Origin of the sequence: Pedobacter nototheniae, assembly GCF_032678625.1 — a bacterium.
Lineage (GTDB): Bacteria > Bacteroidota > Bacteroidia > Sphingobacteriales > Sphingobacteriaceae > Pedobacter > Pedobacter nototheniae_A.
Genome location: NZ_JAVTSO010000003.1, coordinates 49,186 through 69,218 on the forward strand (window position 1 = coordinate 49,186; position 20,033 = coordinate 69,218).

The following is a 20,033-nucleotide window of genomic DNA, read 5'->3' on the forward strand; positions in this document are numbered from 1 at the left end:
CTAAAAATGTTTTATAAACGCTTTACCTTTCGTTTAGTATTCCGGCTGCTGATCATTAACCTGCTGGGGTATTTATTATTTTACCTTATTAAAAACACACAACTTTGGTTTACCATCATTGGTTTGGGTTTAATTTTTGTTGGTACCATTATTTCCTTATACCTTTATATTAACGAAATCAGGGCAGATATTAAGCGGTTTATTCTCGCCGTAAAAACCCGCGACCATACTTTAAATTTTAAAAACAAAACAACCAAAGGCAGTTTCCCTGAGCTGTACGAATCTTTCAGTGATATTTTACTTGTACATAAACAAATCAGGCTGGAACAGGAAGCTATGTTTCAATTGATTAAAACCATTTTAGAACAAGTTCCTGTAGGTGTAATTGTGGTTAACAATACCGAAAGGCAGCTGAATGAAAACATGGAAATAGCCTTTTTTAACCAGGCTGCCTCCAACTTGCTTGGTGTGCCTGCCTATAAATACTGGCATCGCTTAAAACAACACTTACCTGTTTTTGCCGATGAAGTTGATCAGATTATTGAAGGTGGCAAACGGTTTTTAGAACTCAAAATCCAGGATAAATTTATCCAGCTTTCTACAGAGGTTATCCCTTTAAATTTATATGGAAATAACTATACCATCATTAGTTTTCAAAATATTAAGGACGAAATAGAGCAGAAGGAAACTGAAGCCTGGAACAGGTTAATTGGTGTAATTTCGCATGAAATATTAAATTCAATTACTCCAATCAGTTCGCTATCTGATACCATAAACAGAATGGTTACCGATAAAGAAAATTTAACGGAGGATGAGATGGATGATTTAAAAACTGCCCTGCAAACCATCCAGAGAAGATCTTCGGGACTTTTAGATTTTGTTAAAGATTACCGCTTAATTGCCGAACTACCTACACCAAACCTTGAATCGCATACCATTGGCGAAATATTAAAACACATTAAAGTGTTGATGCAACCTTTTGCAAAGGTTCGCAATGTAGTACTCGATGTGGAACAAACTTCATCCAGAATTACCGTTCAACTCGATTTAAAATTAGTTGAACAGGTATTAATTAACTTAATTACGAACAGTATTTACGCGGTAGAAGAAATGCCTCACCCGCATATACAGGTGAGTTATCGGTTAGAAAGCAATAAATTATACATCGAGGTGATTGATAACGGGAAAGGTATTGAAGCTGCGGATTTGGAAAAAATATTTGTTCCATTTTATACCACACGTAAAACGGGTTCGGGTATTGGCCTAACCATTAGCCGCAACATTATGAAAATGCATAAGGGAAGTATTGAGGCTGCATCAACGCCTGGAGAAGGCACTACTTTTTCGTTGATATTTAATTATGTTTAATCATTTGAATGTTTTTTAAGATAAAAATTCAAACAAAAACATGTTAAAGGGCTTTATTTAATAGATACATCCCAATTTAGCATGAAAACAGTTATAATATCGAATAGACTACCCGTTAAAATTATTGAAGAAAACAATGAATACACTTTTATTCCGAGTGAAGGCGGACTTGCAACCGGACTTGGCGACGTTTACAAAACAGGCAACTCCATCTGGGTTGGCTGGCCAGGAATCGATGTTCCGGAAGAACGGCAGGAAGAAGTAAAACAAAAATTAGCCGCACTCAATTTATACCCTGTATTTTTAACGCAGGAGGAGATTAACCTCTTTTATGAAGGTTTTTCAAACGAAGTTTTATGGCCAGTATTCCACTACCTCGTTACCTACGCCAATTACGAACAAAGTTACTGGGATTGTTATAAATCTGTTAATGAGAAATTTGCCAGTGCCGCTTTACAAGTATTAGAACAAGAAGATAAAATTTGGATACAAGACTACCAACTCCTTTTATTACCTGGAATTTTAAGAAACCATCTACCTGAAGCCACCATTGGCTTTTTCCAGCACATTCCTTTTCCGTCTTACGAAATTTTCAGGCTTATACCCTGGCGGGAGGAACTGTTAAACGGACTAATCGGCGCTGACCTAATAGGTTTTCATACGTACGATGATGTACGCCATTTTATCAGTACCGCCACCCGATTGCTACCAGTTAATTCTTCGTCAAATGTTTTAAACAGCAACGAAAGACAAATTGTGGTAGAAGCTTTTCCAATGGGAATTGATTTTGATAAATTCTCTGCATTGGCTTCACAACAAATTGTGAAAGATAAAGTAGAATCTTTAAAAGAAGGAAAAGAACAGGTTAAAATTATCCTGTCTATTGATAGGCTGGATTATAGTAAGGGAATTTTAGAACGCTTAAAAGCACTCGAAATATTACTGCAACTACATCCTGAATATGTTGGTAAAATAGAGCTGAATATGATTGTTGTACCCTCTCGCGATACCGTACCCCAGTACCGGGATTTAAAAGAGCAGATAGATCAATTTGTTGGCAATCTAAATGCCCGATACAGATCTTTAAACTGGATTCCGGTAAATTATTTTTACCGGTCGTTTCCGATTGAAACTTTATCGGCTTTTTATTCGGCAGCCGACATTTGTTTGGTTACCCCCATGCGTGACGGAATGAACCTGGTGAGTAAAGAGTATGTGGCAAGTCGCAACCATGAGGATGGTATTCTGATTCTTAGCGAAATGGCAGGTGCATCAAAAGAGTTAACAGAAGCTTTAATTGTAAACCCCAATAATTTGGGCGACATTATGGAAGCCATTGTTACAGCGTTGAAGATGCCTGTTGACGAGCAAAAACAACGCATGAAAGCCATGCGGACTATTGTAGAAAAATTCAATGTTAAACATTGGGTTAATAATTTTATTTTAAGGTTAAACGAAGTGAAAGATTCTCAAAAATCATTAATAACAAAACACGCTGCAAATGCAATTAATGAAGTTATTACAGCAAAATATAAAAATACCAGTAACCGCGTTTTATTTTTAGATTATGACGGAACATTAGTTGGCTTTTCGGGCAATATTGACGATGCTTCTCCTGATGCAGAACTTTATGATCTATTAAAACAATTAACAGCCGATGACTCCAACCATGTGGTTATTATTAGCGGGCGCAGGCACGAAACTTTAGAAAAATGGTTTGGACATGTTAAAGTAGATTTAATTGCAGAACATGGGGCATGGCAAAAAACCTACAATGATAAATGGAACTCCTTACCGCTACTTACCGACCAGTGGAAGCAGGAAATAAGTGCACTTTTAGAAACTTATACAGACCGTACTCCTGGTTCTTTTATTGAAGAAAAAAGTTATTCGCTGGTTTGGCATTACCGCAAAGCAGAGGAAGGATTGGGTGAATTAAGAGCAAATGAAATTGTAAGCCACATGAGGGTTCTAGCCGCCGACAAGGGCCTGCAGTTAATGCCAGGCAATAAAGTAATTGAATTTAAAAACATGGAGGTTAACAAAGGTAAGGCTGCATTAAACTGGCTTTACGATAAAACACCTGATTTTATTCTCGCCCTTGGTGATGACCATACGGATGAAGATATTTTCAGGGCTTTACCTGATGATGCCTTTACGGTTAAAGTAGGCAATAACTTATCTGAAGCAAAATATTACCTCAATGATTTTAACGAGGTAAGGAAATTACTCGGATCTTTGGTTCAGGTTTAGAAATCTCATTAAACAGCAGTCGTTATTCTATAATACATAGCTATATTTAAACAAGAAATGCATCTTAAAGGATGCATTTCCTGTTTAATGACCTTTTTACAAAAATACAGGCCGGTCCAGTTTAATGGCAATCCGGTAAGCGGCATTCATTAAGCCAACATGGCTATAGGCTTGTGGGAAATTCCCCCACTGACTACCCGTTTTAGCATCCACATCTTCACTAAACAATAAAAGGTGGTTACAATATTTTATGATGTTTTCAAATTCTTTAATTGCCTCCTCAACCCGGCCAACACAGGCTAACGCTTCTACATACCAGAATGCACAAATTAAAAATGTTGTTTTTGGCTTTCCAAAATCATCTGCATGCAGGTAACGGTAAAACAAACCGTCTTCCGTTTTAAGTTCATTCTCCAAAGCAATTAAATGGTCTTTGGCTTTTTGAGAAGCTGGATCCAAATAGCCCATCATAATCAACTGTAAAGTACTTGCATCCAAATGGTTGCTTCCAACTGCATTGGTGTATACTTTTCTTACAGGATCGTAACAAGCTTCAATATGTGCAGCAGCTTTATCAATCAAAACCTGCGCCCGGTTTTCAAAATCCTGGTTTCCAATTGTTTTCGCCATTTTAAGTGCTGCATTTGCCCCTGCCCATTGAAATAAATTGCTATAACAATGCACATTTGCAATGTTTCTGAATTCCCATATTCCGGCATCTTTTTCGTCAATTGTCCTTTCAATTTTTGATAAAACGCTTTCTATCCATTTAACAGAATCACTTCTTTCAGAAAAAACAAAACGATGATCGGTGTAAAGAGGCAGCATAGAAATCAGTACCTGTCCATAAATATCATTCTGAATATGCTCGTAAGCCTGGTTGCCAATACGAATTGGCTGCTCGCCTTCATAACCCTCCAAATGGTCTAATGTTGTCTCAGTGATTTCCCGTTCTCCGGTTATTCCATACAGCGGCTGATAGCGCTCATCTTCTGCGAAAGAAATATCAGATAAATAATTAAAGTATCTTTCCATCTCTTCAAAATGACCTATATGGTTTAAAGATGTGAGTACATAAAACGAATCTCTTAACCAACAATAACGGTAATCCCAGTTTCGTGTACTTCCAGGAAATTCGGGCAAACTCGTTGTGCTGGCGGCAATAATTGCCCCCGTATCTTCATACTGATGAATTTTTAAAACTAAAGCAGAACGAATAACAAAAGGTTGATAAAAACCTGCAATAGAAGAGTGTTTTATCCACCTGCGCCAATAAGCCACCGTTTCTCTTAAAAAATTTTCTGCCGTACTTACAATTGGCGCTTCCAGGTTATAACCATAAGTTAAAATCAAGTATTTTGTATCATTTAATACAAAAGCCTTTTCATCCAGAATGTAGTTTAAAGATACATTTGTACTCAGGCGTATATTTTCATCACAGCCTATATAATCAATATGGTTACTCCCCTGGCTAATGTTCATTTTGCTCTTACCATAGTCACAAACTGGCTCACATTTTATAGTTACCCGTGGGTTTCCATGCAGTGGCTCAATCTTCCTGATTAACATTAAAGGTTTAAAATAACGTTCGTACAGGTAAAATCTTGGAGCAAAATCGGTAATTCTGTATTTCCCTTCTTCGGTCGTAATTTCAGTTCTTAAAACATTGGTATTTTCAACATAATATTGATGCGAAGTAAATTCTTTTTCAGGACGAATTGAAAATTCGCCACCTTTCTTTTTATCGAGCAGGCTCCCAAAAACAAATGGGCTGTCGAATCTTGGCCAGCATAACCACGATAGATCTGTGTTTTGATTAACATGTGCAATGAAAGCACAATTTCCTATTATTCCGGTTTGATACAGGTGTTTATCTGTCATAAGCAATTTTGTATTTTATAAGTAACAAGTCAATGCCTTAAATGTTGAATAAAATTATAAGGAATGACCTTTTAACCTTAAAAAACTGCAAGGTTTGATGGTTAAGCTCGTCTTCAGACTGAGCTTAATCATTTTTTTGAAATGAAGGGTTCAGCTTCAATAACCTGCTACCGTTTCATGTCCTCATCTGTACTTATTATAGGTTTTTTCACTTGATCAGCTTTAGAAATAATGGAAACTTAGAGTAATAAAAAAAGCCTGCCCCGAAATTGGGGCAGGCTTGTAGTTCATGATAATTTTTATCTTAAATTACAGTTCCGCTTGGAAGAACTGCACCTTTCTTAATTACAACAATCCCGTCTTTAACCGCATAAAGTTCGTAATCACCATCTTCCAGATGATCACCTCCATTGATTTTAACATCATTACCGATCCTGCAATTTTTATCAATAATTGCATTGTTAATATAACACCGATCGCCAATACCAATTAATGCATTTCCGGAATTGGTTTCATTCTGTATTTCTTCCAGGGTTTGGTACCTGTCGCTTCCCATAATATAAGAATTGGTTACCACGGTATGCTTTCCAATTCGTGAGCGAATGCCTAAAACGGCATGCTCCACCCTGCTGGCTTGTATAATACAACCTTCAGCAATAATGGTTTTTTCTAAAGTAGTACCCGAAATCTTTGAGGGCGGAAGCATCCTCGCCCTTGTAAAAATCGTATGGTTACTATCAAACATATTAAACTTAGGTAATTCATCTGTTAAACCTAAATTGGCTTCAAAGAATGATGAAATATTACCTATATCTGTCCAGTAACCTTCGTACTGATAGCTTAAAACCCGATTGGCCATAATAGCTCTGGGTAAAATTTCTTTACCAAAATCCTTTTCTTCCGGGTTCTCATTTAAGATATTAATTAGAAAATCACGGTTAAATACATAAATACCCATCGAGGCCAGGTAATTTCTTCCTTCGCCCTGCATTTCTTCGCCAGTATCCGAAATCCAATCCTCCAGGCCTGTTTTTGGTTTTTCGATGAAAGAGGTAATCATATTTTCTTCATCAGCCTTAAGAATACCAAAATCGGTTGCATCCTTTGCCGTTACCGGGATTGTTGCAATAGATATTTCGGCATTTGCCTCGATATGTTTTTCAATCATATCTTTAAAATCCATCTGGTACAACTGATCGCCAGATAAAATTAAGATGTAATCAAACTCATGCGAAACAATATGATGCATACACTGCCTCACCGCATCGGCTGTACCTTGAAACCAACCTGAGTTCTGCACAGTTTGTTCAGCCGCTAAAATATCAACAAAAGCCGTACTAAAATGGCTAAAATGATAGGTGTTTTTAATGTGTTTGTTTAGGGATGCTGAATTGAACTGTGTTAACACAAACATGCGGTGTATGCCAGAATTTAGGCAATTAGAAATTGGGATGTCTACCAGCCGATATTTCCCCGCAATAGGAACCGCGGGTTTAGATCGTGTTTGTGTTAATGGCGATAATCTGGATCCCTGGCCACCACCAAGGATAACGCCTAAAACTTTGTCGGTCATGTTTAAGCTTATTTTAATATTTGGTACAATTCTATATATTGTTGTGCTGCATTATCCCAGGAATGATCAATTTGCATCATTGTTTTGCGCACAGCTTTAAATTTCTTCTTATCGTTATAAAGTTCAACAGCCCTGCTTATGGCATGTGTAACATCTCCAATAGTGGTTTGATCGTGGCAAATGCCAAAACCCTGATCCCCTATATCAATTACTGTATCTTTTAATCCTCCAACCCTTCTTACAACCGGTACGGTTCCATACCTCAATGCATATAACTGGTTTAAGCCGCAAGGTTCTACCCTTGATGGCATGATTAAAAAATCTGCACCGGCATAAATCTGGTGCGATAGCTGCTCGTTGTATCCGATATATGCATTATATCTTCCTCCGAAGATTTCTTTTAACTGATTTAACCTGCCTTCTACCCAATTATCACCTGAACCCAATACCAGCACATTAATGTTATCGCCATGCTGCTGCAAAGCGGTATAAAAAATATCGGGCAATAAATCTGCGCCTTTTTCATCAACTAATCTACCGATAAATGTAAACAACGGTTTGGAAGGATCTAAACCAAAAACATTGCAAAGCGATGTTTTGTTTGCCAGTTTACCCGCTTCTACTGTTTTAATTGTGTAACTTTTCTCGAGCATAGGATCAGTTTGTGTATCCCAAACTTCGTTGTCAATCCCGTTTAAAATGCCGACAGATTTTCTTCGTTCTTGTCTTAATAAACTTTCCAGTCCGCGCGCATTATAGCTCATCTCCTCTAAATAGCTTGGCGAAACCGTAGTTACCCTCCATGCACATTTAATTGCTGCTGCCAAAGGATTAATATCTTTATTCCATTCTAACAAACCTGATTTCCATAAATCGAAGCCCGGAATGTAATAAAGTTTATCCCACCCAAACTGCCCCTGGTATTGCGCATTATGAATGGTTAAAACCGTTGGTACCGCACTAATAGGTTGATATTTTATAGAATTGGCTACCATGAAGGGAATTAACCCGGTATGGTGGTCGTGACAGTGGATTACATCTGGGCGGTGTTCCCATTGTACAATCCAATCCAATGCAGCAATCTGAAAAGCCATGAAACGTTCGGTATCATCAAAATAACCGTAAACATTTGGCCTGTCTGTTAATCCCTGAATGTGTATAATGTATAAATCGAAACCCAGTTTATTGGTCTTTTCCTTTAGTATTCGATATTGAAAATGGTTATTTCCATAATTGCCCCAAGCATCATAAATTACCTCAAAATTGTTTTCGCGGATAAATTTTGTATCGTAGGCCGGCACCACAACTTTAGCAATATGGCCAAGTTTATTTTGGTATTTTGGTAATGCCCCTACTACATCGGCTAAACCACCAACTTTTGCAACAGGATAACATTCGGCACTTATATGTATTATTTCCATTAAATATTTGGTGTAGATAACCCCGTTAAGTTACTAATTGTTTTGCTGTTTGCAAATAATGCAAAATTTATTTTAAATTAAATATTTATACTTTTCCAATCCACCTGTTTACTAATAATTTAGAACTTATTTGTCGATAATTTAGTTAGAATCTGTTGGTTTTATTTGCATAAAAAAGCCGCCAGGCTTAGGCCGGCGGCTTTAAAACAAAACAAATATATAATTTAGGTTTAGGCTAAAGTGCCTTAATACTCTTCGGCAATAATTTCATAGAAATCGCGAATTGGCTGAAATTGAGGATGCAGCGAAACCACATCACCAAAAACCAATAAGGCTGGTGCATTAATTTTTTTATCTTCTACTATTTCTGCTATAGTATCTACAATACCTACCGCAATTTTTTCATCTGGTGATGATCCATTTTGGATAACTGCAACCGGAAGCAGATTTTTACTTTCTGCCTGAAAAATAGCGGCAATTTCTTTTACCTTTTCTATTCCGTTTAAAACCACAATAGTTGCTTTGGTTTTAGCCGCAATGTATAAATCTTCAGATATTTCTCCTTTTGAATTTGTACCGGTAACCGCCCAGAAACTTTCGCTCAGGTCTTTATAAATCATAGGGATTTTTTGCAAGCTTGGCGCGCCCGTAGCGCTTGAAATACCTGGAATAATTTCTGTAGGAATGCTGTACGATTCGGCCGCATCTATTTCTTCGTAACCTTTTGCAAAGAAAAATGGATCGCCACTTTTTAAACGCACCACATGACCATAGTTTAAAGCATAATCCACAATAAGTTTGTTTACTGCTTCCTGCGAAAAATCTTCATCGTCGGTACGTTTACCTACATAGACTTTCGGAATACCATCTGGCGCATGACACAATAAAGCTTCGTTCACATTTGCATCGTACAAAACAACATCAGCTGTTTTTAATGCCTTAACACCTTTTAAACTAAACAAATCAGGATCGCCAGGACCTGCACCTATTAAAGTAATTCGTGGTTCAATGTTCGCTTTTTCTACTTTATTTAATATCATAACCGAAAAATTTTATACTTGTTCACATTCAATAATAATACAAATATATAAAGTCTATAGATATTGTAGTAATTTATTTTAAAATAAATTTATTATTACCTTTACCGTGTAATCAATAGGTGTTTAGAGCCTTATGGAAATTCGGCTTTGCAAGGAAGAATGACGAAGTAATCTTCCATGTTATTTCTTCCATGGTTTGTGTCTGCACAAACCATCCACTATATTTCTTAGCCAAAGAGTGGATTAAAAAATCCACAGATCAGACGGTCAGGAAAACATTTCCTGACCAACCGCATCTAACGTTTTGTGCCTTTTCGAGAGAGATTCTTCGTTGCACTCAGAATGACAAAATCTCTATAGAAATTCGTCTTTGCGAGGAAGAATGACGAAGCAGTCTTCCATGTTATTTCTTCCATGGTTTGTGTCCGCACAAACCATCCATTATACTTCTTACTCAAAAAGTGGATTAAAAAACCCACAGATCAGACGGTCAGGAAAACATTTCCTGACCAACCACATCTAACGTTTTGTGCCTTTTCGAGAGAGATTCTTCGTTGCACTCAGAATGACAAAATCTTTATGGAAATTCGTCTTTGCGAGGAAGAATGACGAAGCAATCTTCCATGTTATTTCTTCCATGGTTTGTGTCCGCACAAACCATCCATTATACTTCTTACTCAAAAAGTGGATTAAAAAACCCACAGATCAGACGGTCAGGAAAACATTTCCTGACCAACCGGCACAAAAAAGTCTTAGCATTTTGCCAAGACTTTTTTGTGTTATTGTCTAAAATTATCCTTTCAGCAAGTACGTAATTCTCATTTTTTAAACCATTTAAATAAGGTAAAAAAGATTAAGAAACCGATAAACATAAGAATCACATTGCCAATGGTATGGTCGAAATGTAATCCACGCTTATATTCAACATTAAAGGAATAAGTTATTTTTATAAAAATCAAAATAATGATAATACTGGTAATCACTTTTAGACTTAAGGATTTCATTCTGTTTAAGTATTAAATTTTATTTACAGGGAACCGTTTCAAAAATAAATTTTCCGGCGTCATAATTAATTGGTTTTCCTTTTACGAAATACGACCGGCCCATAGTGGTTTCAATCTGTGCAACCCCCATCACCAGTTTACCATCTTTTTTCAAAAATGCCAACGGATTTGTAAACACAGTAGTGGTATCTTTACCTGTATTAAACCGGTAATCTACATACAAAGTATCGCCGCTAAATTTACCAGCTATCTTACCATTATTTTGGGGTTTATTGGCATATTTAATCAATAACGAGCCAGTTACTTTTCCAGATTCCATGGTTTTAACGATTATCGCTGCACTATCTTTTTCAAACGAAGCAGCATAACAGGTTTGATTAATCACAGAGTCTTTTTTTGCGGTATCCGCTTTTTTTTCAGACTGGTTACAGGCAAAAACAAATGGAATGGCCGCAAAGGTCAGGTACAAAAGATTTCTTTTCATGTTGTTTGTAATTAAGGTTTTTTCTTATAATATGTTAATCAGATGAAAAGTTTTAATTATTTCCATAATTAAGATAATAATTTTAAACGAAAAACGGGGCTACCGTAAAACGATGCCCCGCCGAAATTGCTTTCCCCTTAAATCTTGCAATCTAAGGTCTTCATCTTATATTCGGTTGTGTTTTTCTGAATACATTATCCATCGCACATTCCCTATTTTTACATTTACTACTATTCCACTGCCGCTCTGAACATTAATGCACCAACGGTTAAATTGGTACGGCTATCGACCAAAATAGCTGAGCCATTTGCGCGGTTATCATCATATAAATCAAACGCCAAGGCATCAGCCGTTTTAATAATCACCCGACCAATATCGTTTAGTTTAAACTCCTCAGCAGCATGTTTTTCGAGGGTATTAATATCTACTTTGTGCAAAATCTCGCTTATTTTACAACGGGTTACTTTACTGTTATGCTGAATATTGTACATAATAGAAGTATCGAGTGCGCGTGCATCCATCCAGCAAAGATCGGCTTCAATCAGTTTCGATTCTTGCGGCAAAGTCGAAGCATTTACAATGGTATCGCCACGACTAATATCCACATCATCTTTTAAATGGATAATAACCGACTGACCCGCGTGTGCAGCATCAGGTGTTTGATCGAAAAACTCGATTTTCTCAATCGTAGAGCTTGCTCCCGAAGGCAATACACTTACTTTATCGTTTAAATTAAATGTTCCACTCAATACACGGCCTGTATAACCACGGTAATCGTGCAATTCTTCAGTCTGCGGACGGATAACCCATTGTACCGGCATCCGCGCCAGTTGAGATTTATCTAAATTATCGGTATCTACCTTTTCTAAGAAATGTAACAGGCTTTCTCCTTCGTACCAATCCATGCGTTCAGAAGTTTGCGCAATGTTATCACCCTTTAAAGCACTAACCGGGATGTAGGTTACATCATTTAGCTTAAGTTGCTTGGCCAGGATTTTATATTTCTCGATAATCGATGTATAAACCGTTTCGCTATAATCAACCATATCCATTTTATTGATACAAACCACTACGTGTTTGATTCCCAATAAAGAAACGATGTACGAATGACGGATAGTTTGCTCTACCACACTGTTTCGGGCATCAATTAAAATAATGGCTAAATTAGCTGTCGATGCACCTGTAACCATATTCCTGGTGTATTGAATGTGGCCTGGGGTATCGGCAATAATGAACTTACGTTTTTCTGTCTGAAAGTATTTGTAAGCCACATCTATCGTGATACCTTGCTCGCGCTCAGCTCTTAAACCATCGGTTAAAATAGCCAGGTCAATTGTTCCGTCGTCATTTTTACGGTTAGAGCTCTGTAAAGCCTCCAATTGATCGGCTAAAATGGAATCTGTATCGTATAACAAACGGCCAATAAGGGTACTTTTACCGTCATCTACACTGCCCGCTGTAAAAAATTTTAATATATTCATGTTAAAAAATGATTGAATGAATGGGAATTGAATTAGTGAATAAAGCCTAAAGACTCCGAACTCCCGACTAAAAATACCCTCCTTTTTTTCTGTCTTCCATGGCCGCTTCAGATACTTTATCGTCCATACGTGCACCACGTTCCGAAATTTTTGAAGCACTAATTTCCGAAATAATATCGTCAATTAAAGTGGCTTCGGATTCTACCGCAGCCGTACAAGACATATCACCTACGGTACGGAAGCGTACAGTTTTGTTAATCACAACATCCTCTTCATCCATATTTAAAAAGGGCGATGCAGCCATAAGCTGTCCATTCCTTGTAATGCAATCACGGTTGTGTGCAAAGTAAATGCTTGGCAAATCGATCTTTTCTCTACGTATATAATTCCAAACATCGAGTTCTGTCCAGTTGCTGATTGGAAAAACACGCACATTTTCTCCTTTATGTATTTTTCCATTGTAAATGTTCCAAAGCTCAGGACGCTGGCGTTTTGGATCCCACTGACCAAACTCATCACGCACAGAGAAGATGCGTTCTTTAGCCCTTGCTTTTTCTTCATCCCTCCTGGCACCGCCAATACAGGCATCAAATTCATATTTAGCAATGGTATCTAACAGTGTAACGGTTTGCAAAGCATTCCGGCTTGCATTTTTACCTTTTTGTTCAACAACTTTTCCCTGGTCTATCGATTCCTGTACGGAGCCAACAATTAATTTCTCGCCAATCCGCTCAATCATCTTATCGCGATAGGTAATGGTTTCTTCAAAATTATGACCTGTATCTATATGGACTAAAGGAAAAGGAAATTTACCCGGACGGAAAGCTTTTTCTGCCAAACGAACGAGTGTTATAGAATCTTTGCCTCCCGAAAATAATAGCGCGGGTTTTTCAAATTGCCCTGCTACTTCACGTAAAATGTGAATGGCCTCGGCCTCCAGTTCGTCTAAATAATCAAAATTATATGTACTCATTATAAAATGTTGTAATGTTTGATTGTTGAAAGGTTGGAAGATTGCTGCTCGGCGCTGTTCCTTTTTCAACTCTTTATATTTTTGTTGTTATCCAATTGATTTCCTTGCGGAAAGTTTTTTTAATCTGTATTACAGGCTTTTCGATTTAGTCTTTCAGCTTTAGCCTTCTACTTTTACCTCAGTAGCATGCAAACCACATTCTTTTTTACTTTGGTCTTCCCACCACCATCTTCCTGCTCTAAAATCTTCGCCCGGCTGTACTGCTCTTGTACAAGGGGCACAGCCAATACTTGGAAAACCTTTGTCGTGCAAGGTATTGTAAACTATATTATTTGATTTAATATATTCTTTTACATCTTCTAAGGTCCAGGCAAAAATTGGATGGAATTTAATTAGCTGATTGCCTTCGTCCCATTCCATATCATGCATATCTTCCCGATTGGCGCTTTGATCGGCCCTGATTCCGGTTACCCAGATTTCATTTCCTTTTAATGCTCTTTTTAAGGGCTCTATTTTACGGATGTAACAACATTCCTTCCTGTTTTCTACCGATTCGTAAAAACTGTTTGGCCCTTTAGTATTTACCATATCCTGCAACAGCTCGTTTTTAGGATAATAAGCATGAATGGGCTTATTATAAATTTCCAATGTACGGTTCCAAACATAATAGGTTTCAGGAAATAGCCTTCCTGTTTCTAAAGTAAATACTTTTATCGGAATGTTATTGGCAAAAATTAAGTGTGTAATTACTTGATCTTCCCAACCAAAACTGGTCGAAAATATAATTTTACCAGCATATTGTTCGGCTAAAAATTTTAATTTTTCAATGGTATTTAAGCCTTTTAATTGTTCTTTGATCTCCTCTAAATTCCCCATCCCTTAAAATAATTTTAAAATAAACATAACCACACTGCGCAAGCTTACAACCATTACAATAATTCCTACGGCTACCATAATGGTTTTTGCCGAAATTTTGTTAGAAACCCTTGCTGCAATTGGCGATGCAACTGCACTTCCAATAATCAGTCCCAGTACCGCTTCCCAATGTTTACCACCCAACATGGTAAAAAATGTTAAAGAACTTAATGTGGCTATAAAAAAGCGGCTAATTTTTACTGTTCCTAATGAAAATAAAGGATGCCGGCCTCCGGCAATTAAGCTCGATAAAACGATTGAACCCCATCCGCCACCAAAAGCGGCATCGATAAAACCACCTACAAAGCCTAAAAGTCCTATTTTTTTTATTTTCTGATCTGCTTTCTTTCTTTTAATATTAAAAGCTTTCATTAGGATTACACCGCCCAAAAATAAAGTGTACACGGCAACTATAGGTTTTACATAAGAACTGTAATGTTCTAATGACGACAAAATATAGGCACCTAAAACAGCGCCAATAATAGCCGGAATAATTAATATTTTAAATAGTTTCCAGTTTACATTGCCCATTTTATAGTGCATCCAGCCTGCAATACCATTACTCATTACTTCGGAAATGTGAATGGCCATACTTGCGGATGCCGGTGGTAAACCCATTGCTAAAGAAAATGATGCTGAGGTTACTCCATACGACATGCCTATTGCACCATCAATTAGGGCAAATACAAAACCTGCACCTAAAAACCAGTAAAATAATGGGTCTATATTAATGAAAAAAGTTTGAAAAGCTGGTTCGGTATTCCATAAAGTAACACCTGCACTTGCCAATAATAAAATGGCTGCAATCCAGATTAGCCATTTAATATTAGCTTCAAAAAAATTCTTTCGCGGGTTAACCAAACTTTCGGTAACCTTATTTAGTTTTTTAACCTTTGATGTGAAATCACCGTTTAAGGTGTTTCTTAAAGCACTCATGTTTTGCAAAGTAGCATCCAACTCTGCTGGTAAACCTTCATTTAAAATCTGCTTTAAGCGCTTAGCTATAGTTGGCGATTTACCATTGGTTGAAATGGCAATTTTTAAATCACCTTTCTGTACAATAGATCCCAAATAGAAATCGCAAAGATCGGGTTTGTCGGCAACATTAATTAATAAGCCTTTCTCATGTGTTACCGCCCTGATTTCCTCATTTAAAATCTGATTATTGGTTGCTGCAAAAACAATATCAATATCATCTAAATCGCTAACATCAAAGCTTTTTTGCTTTACTTTAATCTGCGAATAATCTTTAATCACTTCATAAATCTCGGGTAAAATAAACTCGGCAACAATTGTAATTTTTGCCTGATTGCTGTTATTTACAATTGCACGAAGTTTTTCCAGCCCGATATTACCTGCACCAATTAATAATGTATGCAACTTATTCAGTTTTACAAAAACCGGAAACAGCTGATTACCTTTTTCTTCTTCAGAAAAGGCCGATTCATTATTTTGTTGGTTAGGCGATAGCTGCATATTGTTTTACCAGTTTTTTAAATGAAGGATGCAAGGAAACCACTTCACCAAAGATAAGTAAGGCTGGTGCTTTAATGTTTTCTCTGCTAACTAAATTTTCAATATTTTCTACGCTCCCAACAACCAGTTTTTCATCCTCAGCCGATCCGTTCTGAATTACTGCTGCCGGTAAATTACTTTTCCCTGCTGCTTTAAAAATCTCTACAATTTGGGCCAGCTTTTTTAAACCCATTAAAATTACAACGGTAGCGTTCGATGCTGCTGCCTGATAAATATCGGCTGATACCGCTCCAGAAGTTGTTGTGCCTGTAATTACCCAAAAACTTTCGCTTAAACCACGGTGCGTTACAGGGATTTGCTGTAAGCCGGGAACGCCGATAGAACTGGAAATACCCGGAATAACACTTACCGGAATGCTGTAAGAAGCCGCATAATCCAATTCTTCATAACCTCTTCCAAACACAAACGGATCGCCTCCTTTTAAACGTACCACATGGCCATAATTAAGTGCATAATCAATCATGAGTTTGTTAATGGTATCTTGCGGATAAGAATGTTCTCCTGAACGTTTCCCAACATAAACTTTAATTGCATTTGCAGGAGCGTGCTCCAACAAAGCCTCATTGGTTAAGGCATCGTACAAAACTACGTCAGCTGTTTGCAAAGCTTTTACACCTTTTAAAGTTAGTAAATCCGGATCACCCGGACCAGCACCTAAAAGGGTTATTTTTGATTCTTTATTCTGATTAATCATCTTTTACTTTTTAATTAGAGCATAATTGGATTTTGAATGTTTTTTGCTGAGTGTTTACTCTTTTTGCAAATCATTCAGTTTCTCCATTCTGCTATCCTTTTATGGCTGCTCTCTTTTCTTTAATCTGGTTTAAAAATTGATTGGCTTCTTCGAAATATTGCTGCGCAAATTCAGCTGTTGGTTCATTTTTATTAATCTGTAAAACCAAATCAGAAAAATTGCTCGTTAAGCTAAATTCTCCGGTTTCTACATAGTGATTATCAAACTCCCGGATAACGCCAACCTGCGTGCTGCTGTTTACCCCTTTATCCAGCAATAAAGATTTCGCTGCGCTAACAAAAGTGCTGTAGGTATGGTAAATGGCATCGGCGTAGGCTTCTTTTTCTAAGTTTTGCTTTGCCCAATCAAATTTTTCATCGGCCTCCAGCAATAAAGTTGCAACTAAATCAATTACTACACCTGCACATTCGCCCACACCAATTGCCGTAACAAACTGTTCTATATGGCCCCAATCTACAAATTCTTCGGTTTGAAGATTGGTTAAATCAGCCAGTGGTTTTAATAATTGATAAAAATGATCTTTACCTTTTCTGTCATAATATTGGTGGAAGTTTTCATCCTCCAGGTTATTGGCTTTAAAATCATTTAAAATAAAATGCAAAACACTTGTTGCTCTTTTAGAAGGCACTTTAATTACCCTTTCGGCTACCCTTCCGAAACCATTTCCTACGGTTCCGCCACCAAGCATAACCTGTACTGCGGGCACTACTTTCCCTTCGGCTTTTACCGAGCTGCCGTGAAAACCAATTTCGGCAAGACCATGCTGCCCGCAAGAATTCATGCACCCGCTGATCTTAATTTTGATATTTTTCTCGTAAATAAATTCAGGAAAATCGGTATAAATTACATCTTCCAAAACCTCAGCTAAAGTCATAGAATTAGAAATACCTAAATTACAGGTATCTGTTCCCGGACAAGTTGTAATATCGGCCAGGCTATCAAAACCTGCTGTGGTAAAGCCAATTTTATCCAAAGCAGCATATAAGGAAGGCAAAGCTTCTTTTCTTACAAATTTCAAAAGCAAGCCCTGATTTTGGGTAATCCTGATTTCGTCGGCAACATGATTCCTTATGGCATCAACCAAAGCACGTGCTTTATCTGTTTTAATATCACCCACTTGCACTTTGATGTAAACGCCGTAAAAACCACCCTGTTTCTGTTCTATTACGTTTGTGGCCCGCCAGTGTTGATAATGTTTTTCATTTTCTAGATTAACCTCCGCATAGTTTTGCGCTAAAGGCAAAGGTGGCTGAGGAACTGTAGTTAAGTCTATTTTAAAAGTTTTTACTTTATTGGCAATTCGTTCTTCGGCAACCAGACGTAAAACTTCTTCCAGACCCAATTTTTGCACTAAATATTTTAAACGTGCTTTATTTCTATTGGTTCGCTCTCCATAACGATCAAAAACCCGTAGAACGGATTCTGTAAAAGGAATTAACTGATCTTCCGGCAAAAATTCGTGCACTGCATTTGCTAAAAAGGGCTGAGCCCCTAAACCGCCGGCAAACAAAACCTTAAATCCGCGTTCACCTTTTTCGTTTAATTTAGGTATAAAGCCCAAATCGTGGATATAACTGTATGCGGTATCTTTATCGCTTGAGGAAAAGGAAATTTTAATTTTCCTGCCCATTTCCTGGCAAATCGGGTTACGCAAAAAATAAACAAAAACAGCCTGTGCATAAGGCGAAACATCAAAAGGTTCGTCCGGATCAATCCCTGCATTTGGTGATGAGGTTACATTACGAACCGTATTTCCACATGCTTCGCGAAGGGTGATATCATCCTGCTCCAGTTTGGACCAAAGCTCTGGGGTGCGGTCTAAGCTTACATAATGAATCTGAATATCCTGACGGGTAGTTAAGTGTAAATTTCCACTACCATATTCATCAGCAATATCAGCAATACGCAATAACTGCTTAAAAGTAATCTTACCGAAGGGCAATTTTATGCGTACCATTTGTACCCCTGGTTGGCGCTGGCCATAAACACCCCGGGCTAAACGTAAACTTCTAAACTTCTCGTCGTGTATGGTTCCGTCCCGAAAAGCCCTGATCTTCTTTTCCAAATCGATAATATCCTGCTCAATAACTGGGTTTTCGAGTTCTGTTCTGAAACTTTGCATGTTTTGTTGTTTTGCTTTTATTCAAAAAATGCTTCCTTTTTTAGTGGGAAGCATCAAATATTTTTATATAAATTATAAGTATAGATCGCCCCTTATGCTACTGTACAGTAACAACACATCAATTGGTTAGACATAAATTTATGATTTACATTAAATTTCATCTGCCAAATATATAAAGTATATAGGAATAGTAGTAATTTTTTATAAAAAATTTTAAATCAGCGTTTTCAGCTTGTCTTCACGGGCAATAACATCAGCAATACTGGTTTCTGCCAAAACCTTTAAAGTCGCATCTCTTACATCAATAAAGGCGCTTCTGATGCCACAGGTTACCTCATCCGTACATTCATCGCACTTGTGGTAAAAGTTTAAACTCGCACAAGGTACCATTGCAATCGGCCCGTCTGTAATCCGCATAACGTGTACAAGAAAGATTTCTTCTGGTTTTTTGTTCAGACTGTAACCACCACCGGCACCTTTTTTACTATATAAAAAGCCGGCGTTACGTAAATCGAGCAGAATTTGCTCCAGGAATTTTTTAGGAATATGCTCCTCCTCTGCAATTTTTGAAATTTGCATGGGTGGTTTTTCTACATTTTTGCCAAGAGCGACTAAAGCCTTAATGGCATATTTTGTTTTTTTGGATAGCATATTTGCACAAAGCTAATAAAAGAATGTAAAATCTAAAACCCGTTTGCTTATAAATCGGGCTTTAAAACACATCCTTTTCAAATTTAGTGCATTATAGACAAATCTTTTACAATGGGGTTCTTGATATTCGTAGATTAATCAAACAATCGTAAAAATAACGGTTGCGTAAAACTTCAAAGTATTTATCTGCGTTTAAAATCTACTTTTACTAAAATTTATATTGAAACACCATAAATGAGAAGAACATTTAAGCTTTTACCTGTCATCCTGTTCGCCCTGGTTTTTTTATTGCTTAATGCTTATATACTATCTGGCCTTAACACCATATTCCACCTGTCGTGGCTGGCACCAATATTCTGGGTTGCAATAATAGGCCTGTGTGTTGCTTTATTTTTTGCAACTACAAAAATGCGTAACTCTGGTGTAAATAGGTTTTTCCTTATTGTTAGCCATATTTTTTTAATCCTCTTAGCATCAGAACTTGTTTTTGGCCTATTTTTAATCATCGGTGATGTTTATCGACTTATCTTTTCGGCAAATTCTAATTTTACAAATGCCGGATTTCACTGGGTCCAAA

At 37.2% G+C, this 20,033-nt stretch carries 15 protein-coding genes; 2 read left to right on the forward strand and 13 right to left on the reverse strand.

The window, feature by feature from the left end:
* Window positions 1-6: 6 nt before the first annotated feature.
* Together R2Q77_RS10285 and R2Q77_RS10290 are read left to right on the forward strand one after the other, a co-directional pair.
* Entirely contained in the window at window positions 7-1,368 is a 1,362-nt protein-coding gene (locus tag R2Q77_RS10285) for a HAMP domain-containing sensor histidine kinase (RefSeq protein ID WP_316803648.1), read from the forward strand.
* An 81-nt stretch (window positions 1,369-1,449) separates the two neighbouring features.
* Complete coding sequence (locus tag R2Q77_RS10290; RefSeq protein ID WP_316803649.1) at window positions 1,450-3,621, forward strand: bifunctional alpha,alpha-trehalose-phosphate synthase (UDP-forming)/trehalose-phosphatase; 2,172 nt, start codon at window positions 1,450-1,452, stop codon at window positions 3,619-3,621.
* Between the two features lie 96 nt (window positions 3,622-3,717).
* Here the strand turns inward: R2Q77_RS10290 and R2Q77_RS10295 are convergent, their stop codons facing one another.
* From R2Q77_RS10295 to R2Q77_RS10355, 13 genes are all read right to left on the reverse strand, one after another.
* Complete coding sequence (locus tag R2Q77_RS10295; protein ID WP_316803650.1) at window positions 3,718-5,502, reverse strand: glycoside hydrolase family 15 protein; 1,785 nt, start codon at window positions 5,500-5,502, stop codon at window positions 3,718-3,720.
* Window positions 5,503-5,806: 304 nt separating this feature from the next.
* Window positions 5,807-7,075 (reverse strand): glucose-1-phosphate adenylyltransferase, encoded by a 1,269-nt coding sequence (locus R2Q77_RS10300; protein ID WP_316803651.1) that lies wholly within the window; start codon window positions 7,073-7,075, stop codon window positions 5,807-5,809.
* Between the two features lie 8 nt (window positions 7,076-7,083).
* Complete coding sequence (locus R2Q77_RS10305) at window positions 7,084-8,496, reverse strand: glycogen synthase (RefSeq protein ID WP_316803652.1); 1,413 nt, start codon at window positions 8,494-8,496, stop codon at window positions 7,084-7,086.
* A gap of 245 nt (window positions 8,497-8,741) precedes the next feature.
* Window positions 8,742-9,536: a uroporphyrinogen-III C-methyltransferase gene (cobA, locus tag R2Q77_RS10310; protein ID WP_316803653.1), complete on the reverse strand. Its 795-nt coding sequence runs from the start codon at window positions 9,534-9,536 to the stop codon at window positions 8,742-8,744.
* Between the two features lie 1,023 nt (window positions 9,537-10,559).
* A complete protein-coding gene (locus tag R2Q77_RS10315) occupies window positions 10,560-11,024 on the reverse strand; it encodes a hypothetical protein (protein WP_316803654.1) in 465 nt (154 codons plus the stop codon).
* Window positions 11,025-11,254: 230 nt separating this feature from the next.
* The gene (locus R2Q77_RS10320) at window positions 11,255-12,505 is read right to left on the reverse strand and encodes a sulfate adenylyltransferase subunit 1 (RefSeq protein WP_316803655.1); all 1,251 of its coding nucleotides are present in this window, start codon (window positions 12,503-12,505) and stop codon (window positions 11,255-11,257) included.
* A gap of 67 nt (window positions 12,506-12,572) precedes the next feature.
* The gene (gene cysD, locus R2Q77_RS10325; RefSeq protein ID WP_316803656.1) at window positions 12,573-13,478 is read right to left on the reverse strand and encodes a sulfate adenylyltransferase subunit CysD; all 906 of its coding nucleotides are present in this window, start codon (window positions 13,476-13,478) and stop codon (window positions 12,573-12,575) included.
* A 159-nt stretch (window positions 13,479-13,637) separates the two neighbouring features.
* Entirely contained in the window at window positions 13,638-14,354 is a 717-nt protein-coding gene (locus R2Q77_RS10330) for a phosphoadenylyl-sulfate reductase (RefSeq protein WP_316803657.1), read from the reverse strand.
* A 3-nt stretch (window positions 14,355-14,357) separates the two neighbouring features.
* Window positions 14,358-15,869 carry a TSUP family transporter gene (locus R2Q77_RS10335; RefSeq protein ID WP_316803658.1) on the reverse strand — a complete coding sequence of 504 codons (1,512 nt, stop codon included), beginning with the start codon at window positions 15,867-15,869 and terminating at the stop codon, window positions 14,358-14,360.
* Entirely contained in the window at window positions 15,853-16,623 is a 771-nt protein-coding gene (cobA, locus tag R2Q77_RS10340) for a uroporphyrinogen-III C-methyltransferase (RefSeq protein ID WP_316803659.1), read from the reverse strand. Before cobA (R2Q77_RS10340) ends, R2Q77_RS10335 begins: the two co-directional genes overlap by 17 nt.
* Window positions 16,624-16,714: 91 nt before the next feature.
* Window positions 16,715-18,805: a HEPN domain-containing protein gene (locus R2Q77_RS10345; protein WP_316803660.1), complete on the reverse strand. Its 2,091-nt coding sequence runs from the start codon at window positions 18,803-18,805 to the stop codon at window positions 16,715-16,717.
* Between the two features lie 213 nt (window positions 18,806-19,018).
* Window positions 19,019-19,456 (reverse strand): RrF2 family transcriptional regulator, encoded by a 438-nt coding sequence (locus R2Q77_RS10350; protein ID WP_131536836.1) that lies wholly within the window; start codon window positions 19,454-19,456, stop codon window positions 19,019-19,021.
* 299 nt (window positions 19,457-19,755) lie between these two features.
* Window positions 19,756-19,962, reverse strand: coding sequence for a hypothetical protein (locus tag R2Q77_RS10355; protein ID WP_316803661.1), 207 nt, complete (start codon window positions 19,960-19,962; stop codon window positions 19,756-19,758).
* Window positions 19,963-20,033: the final 71 nt, after the last annotated feature.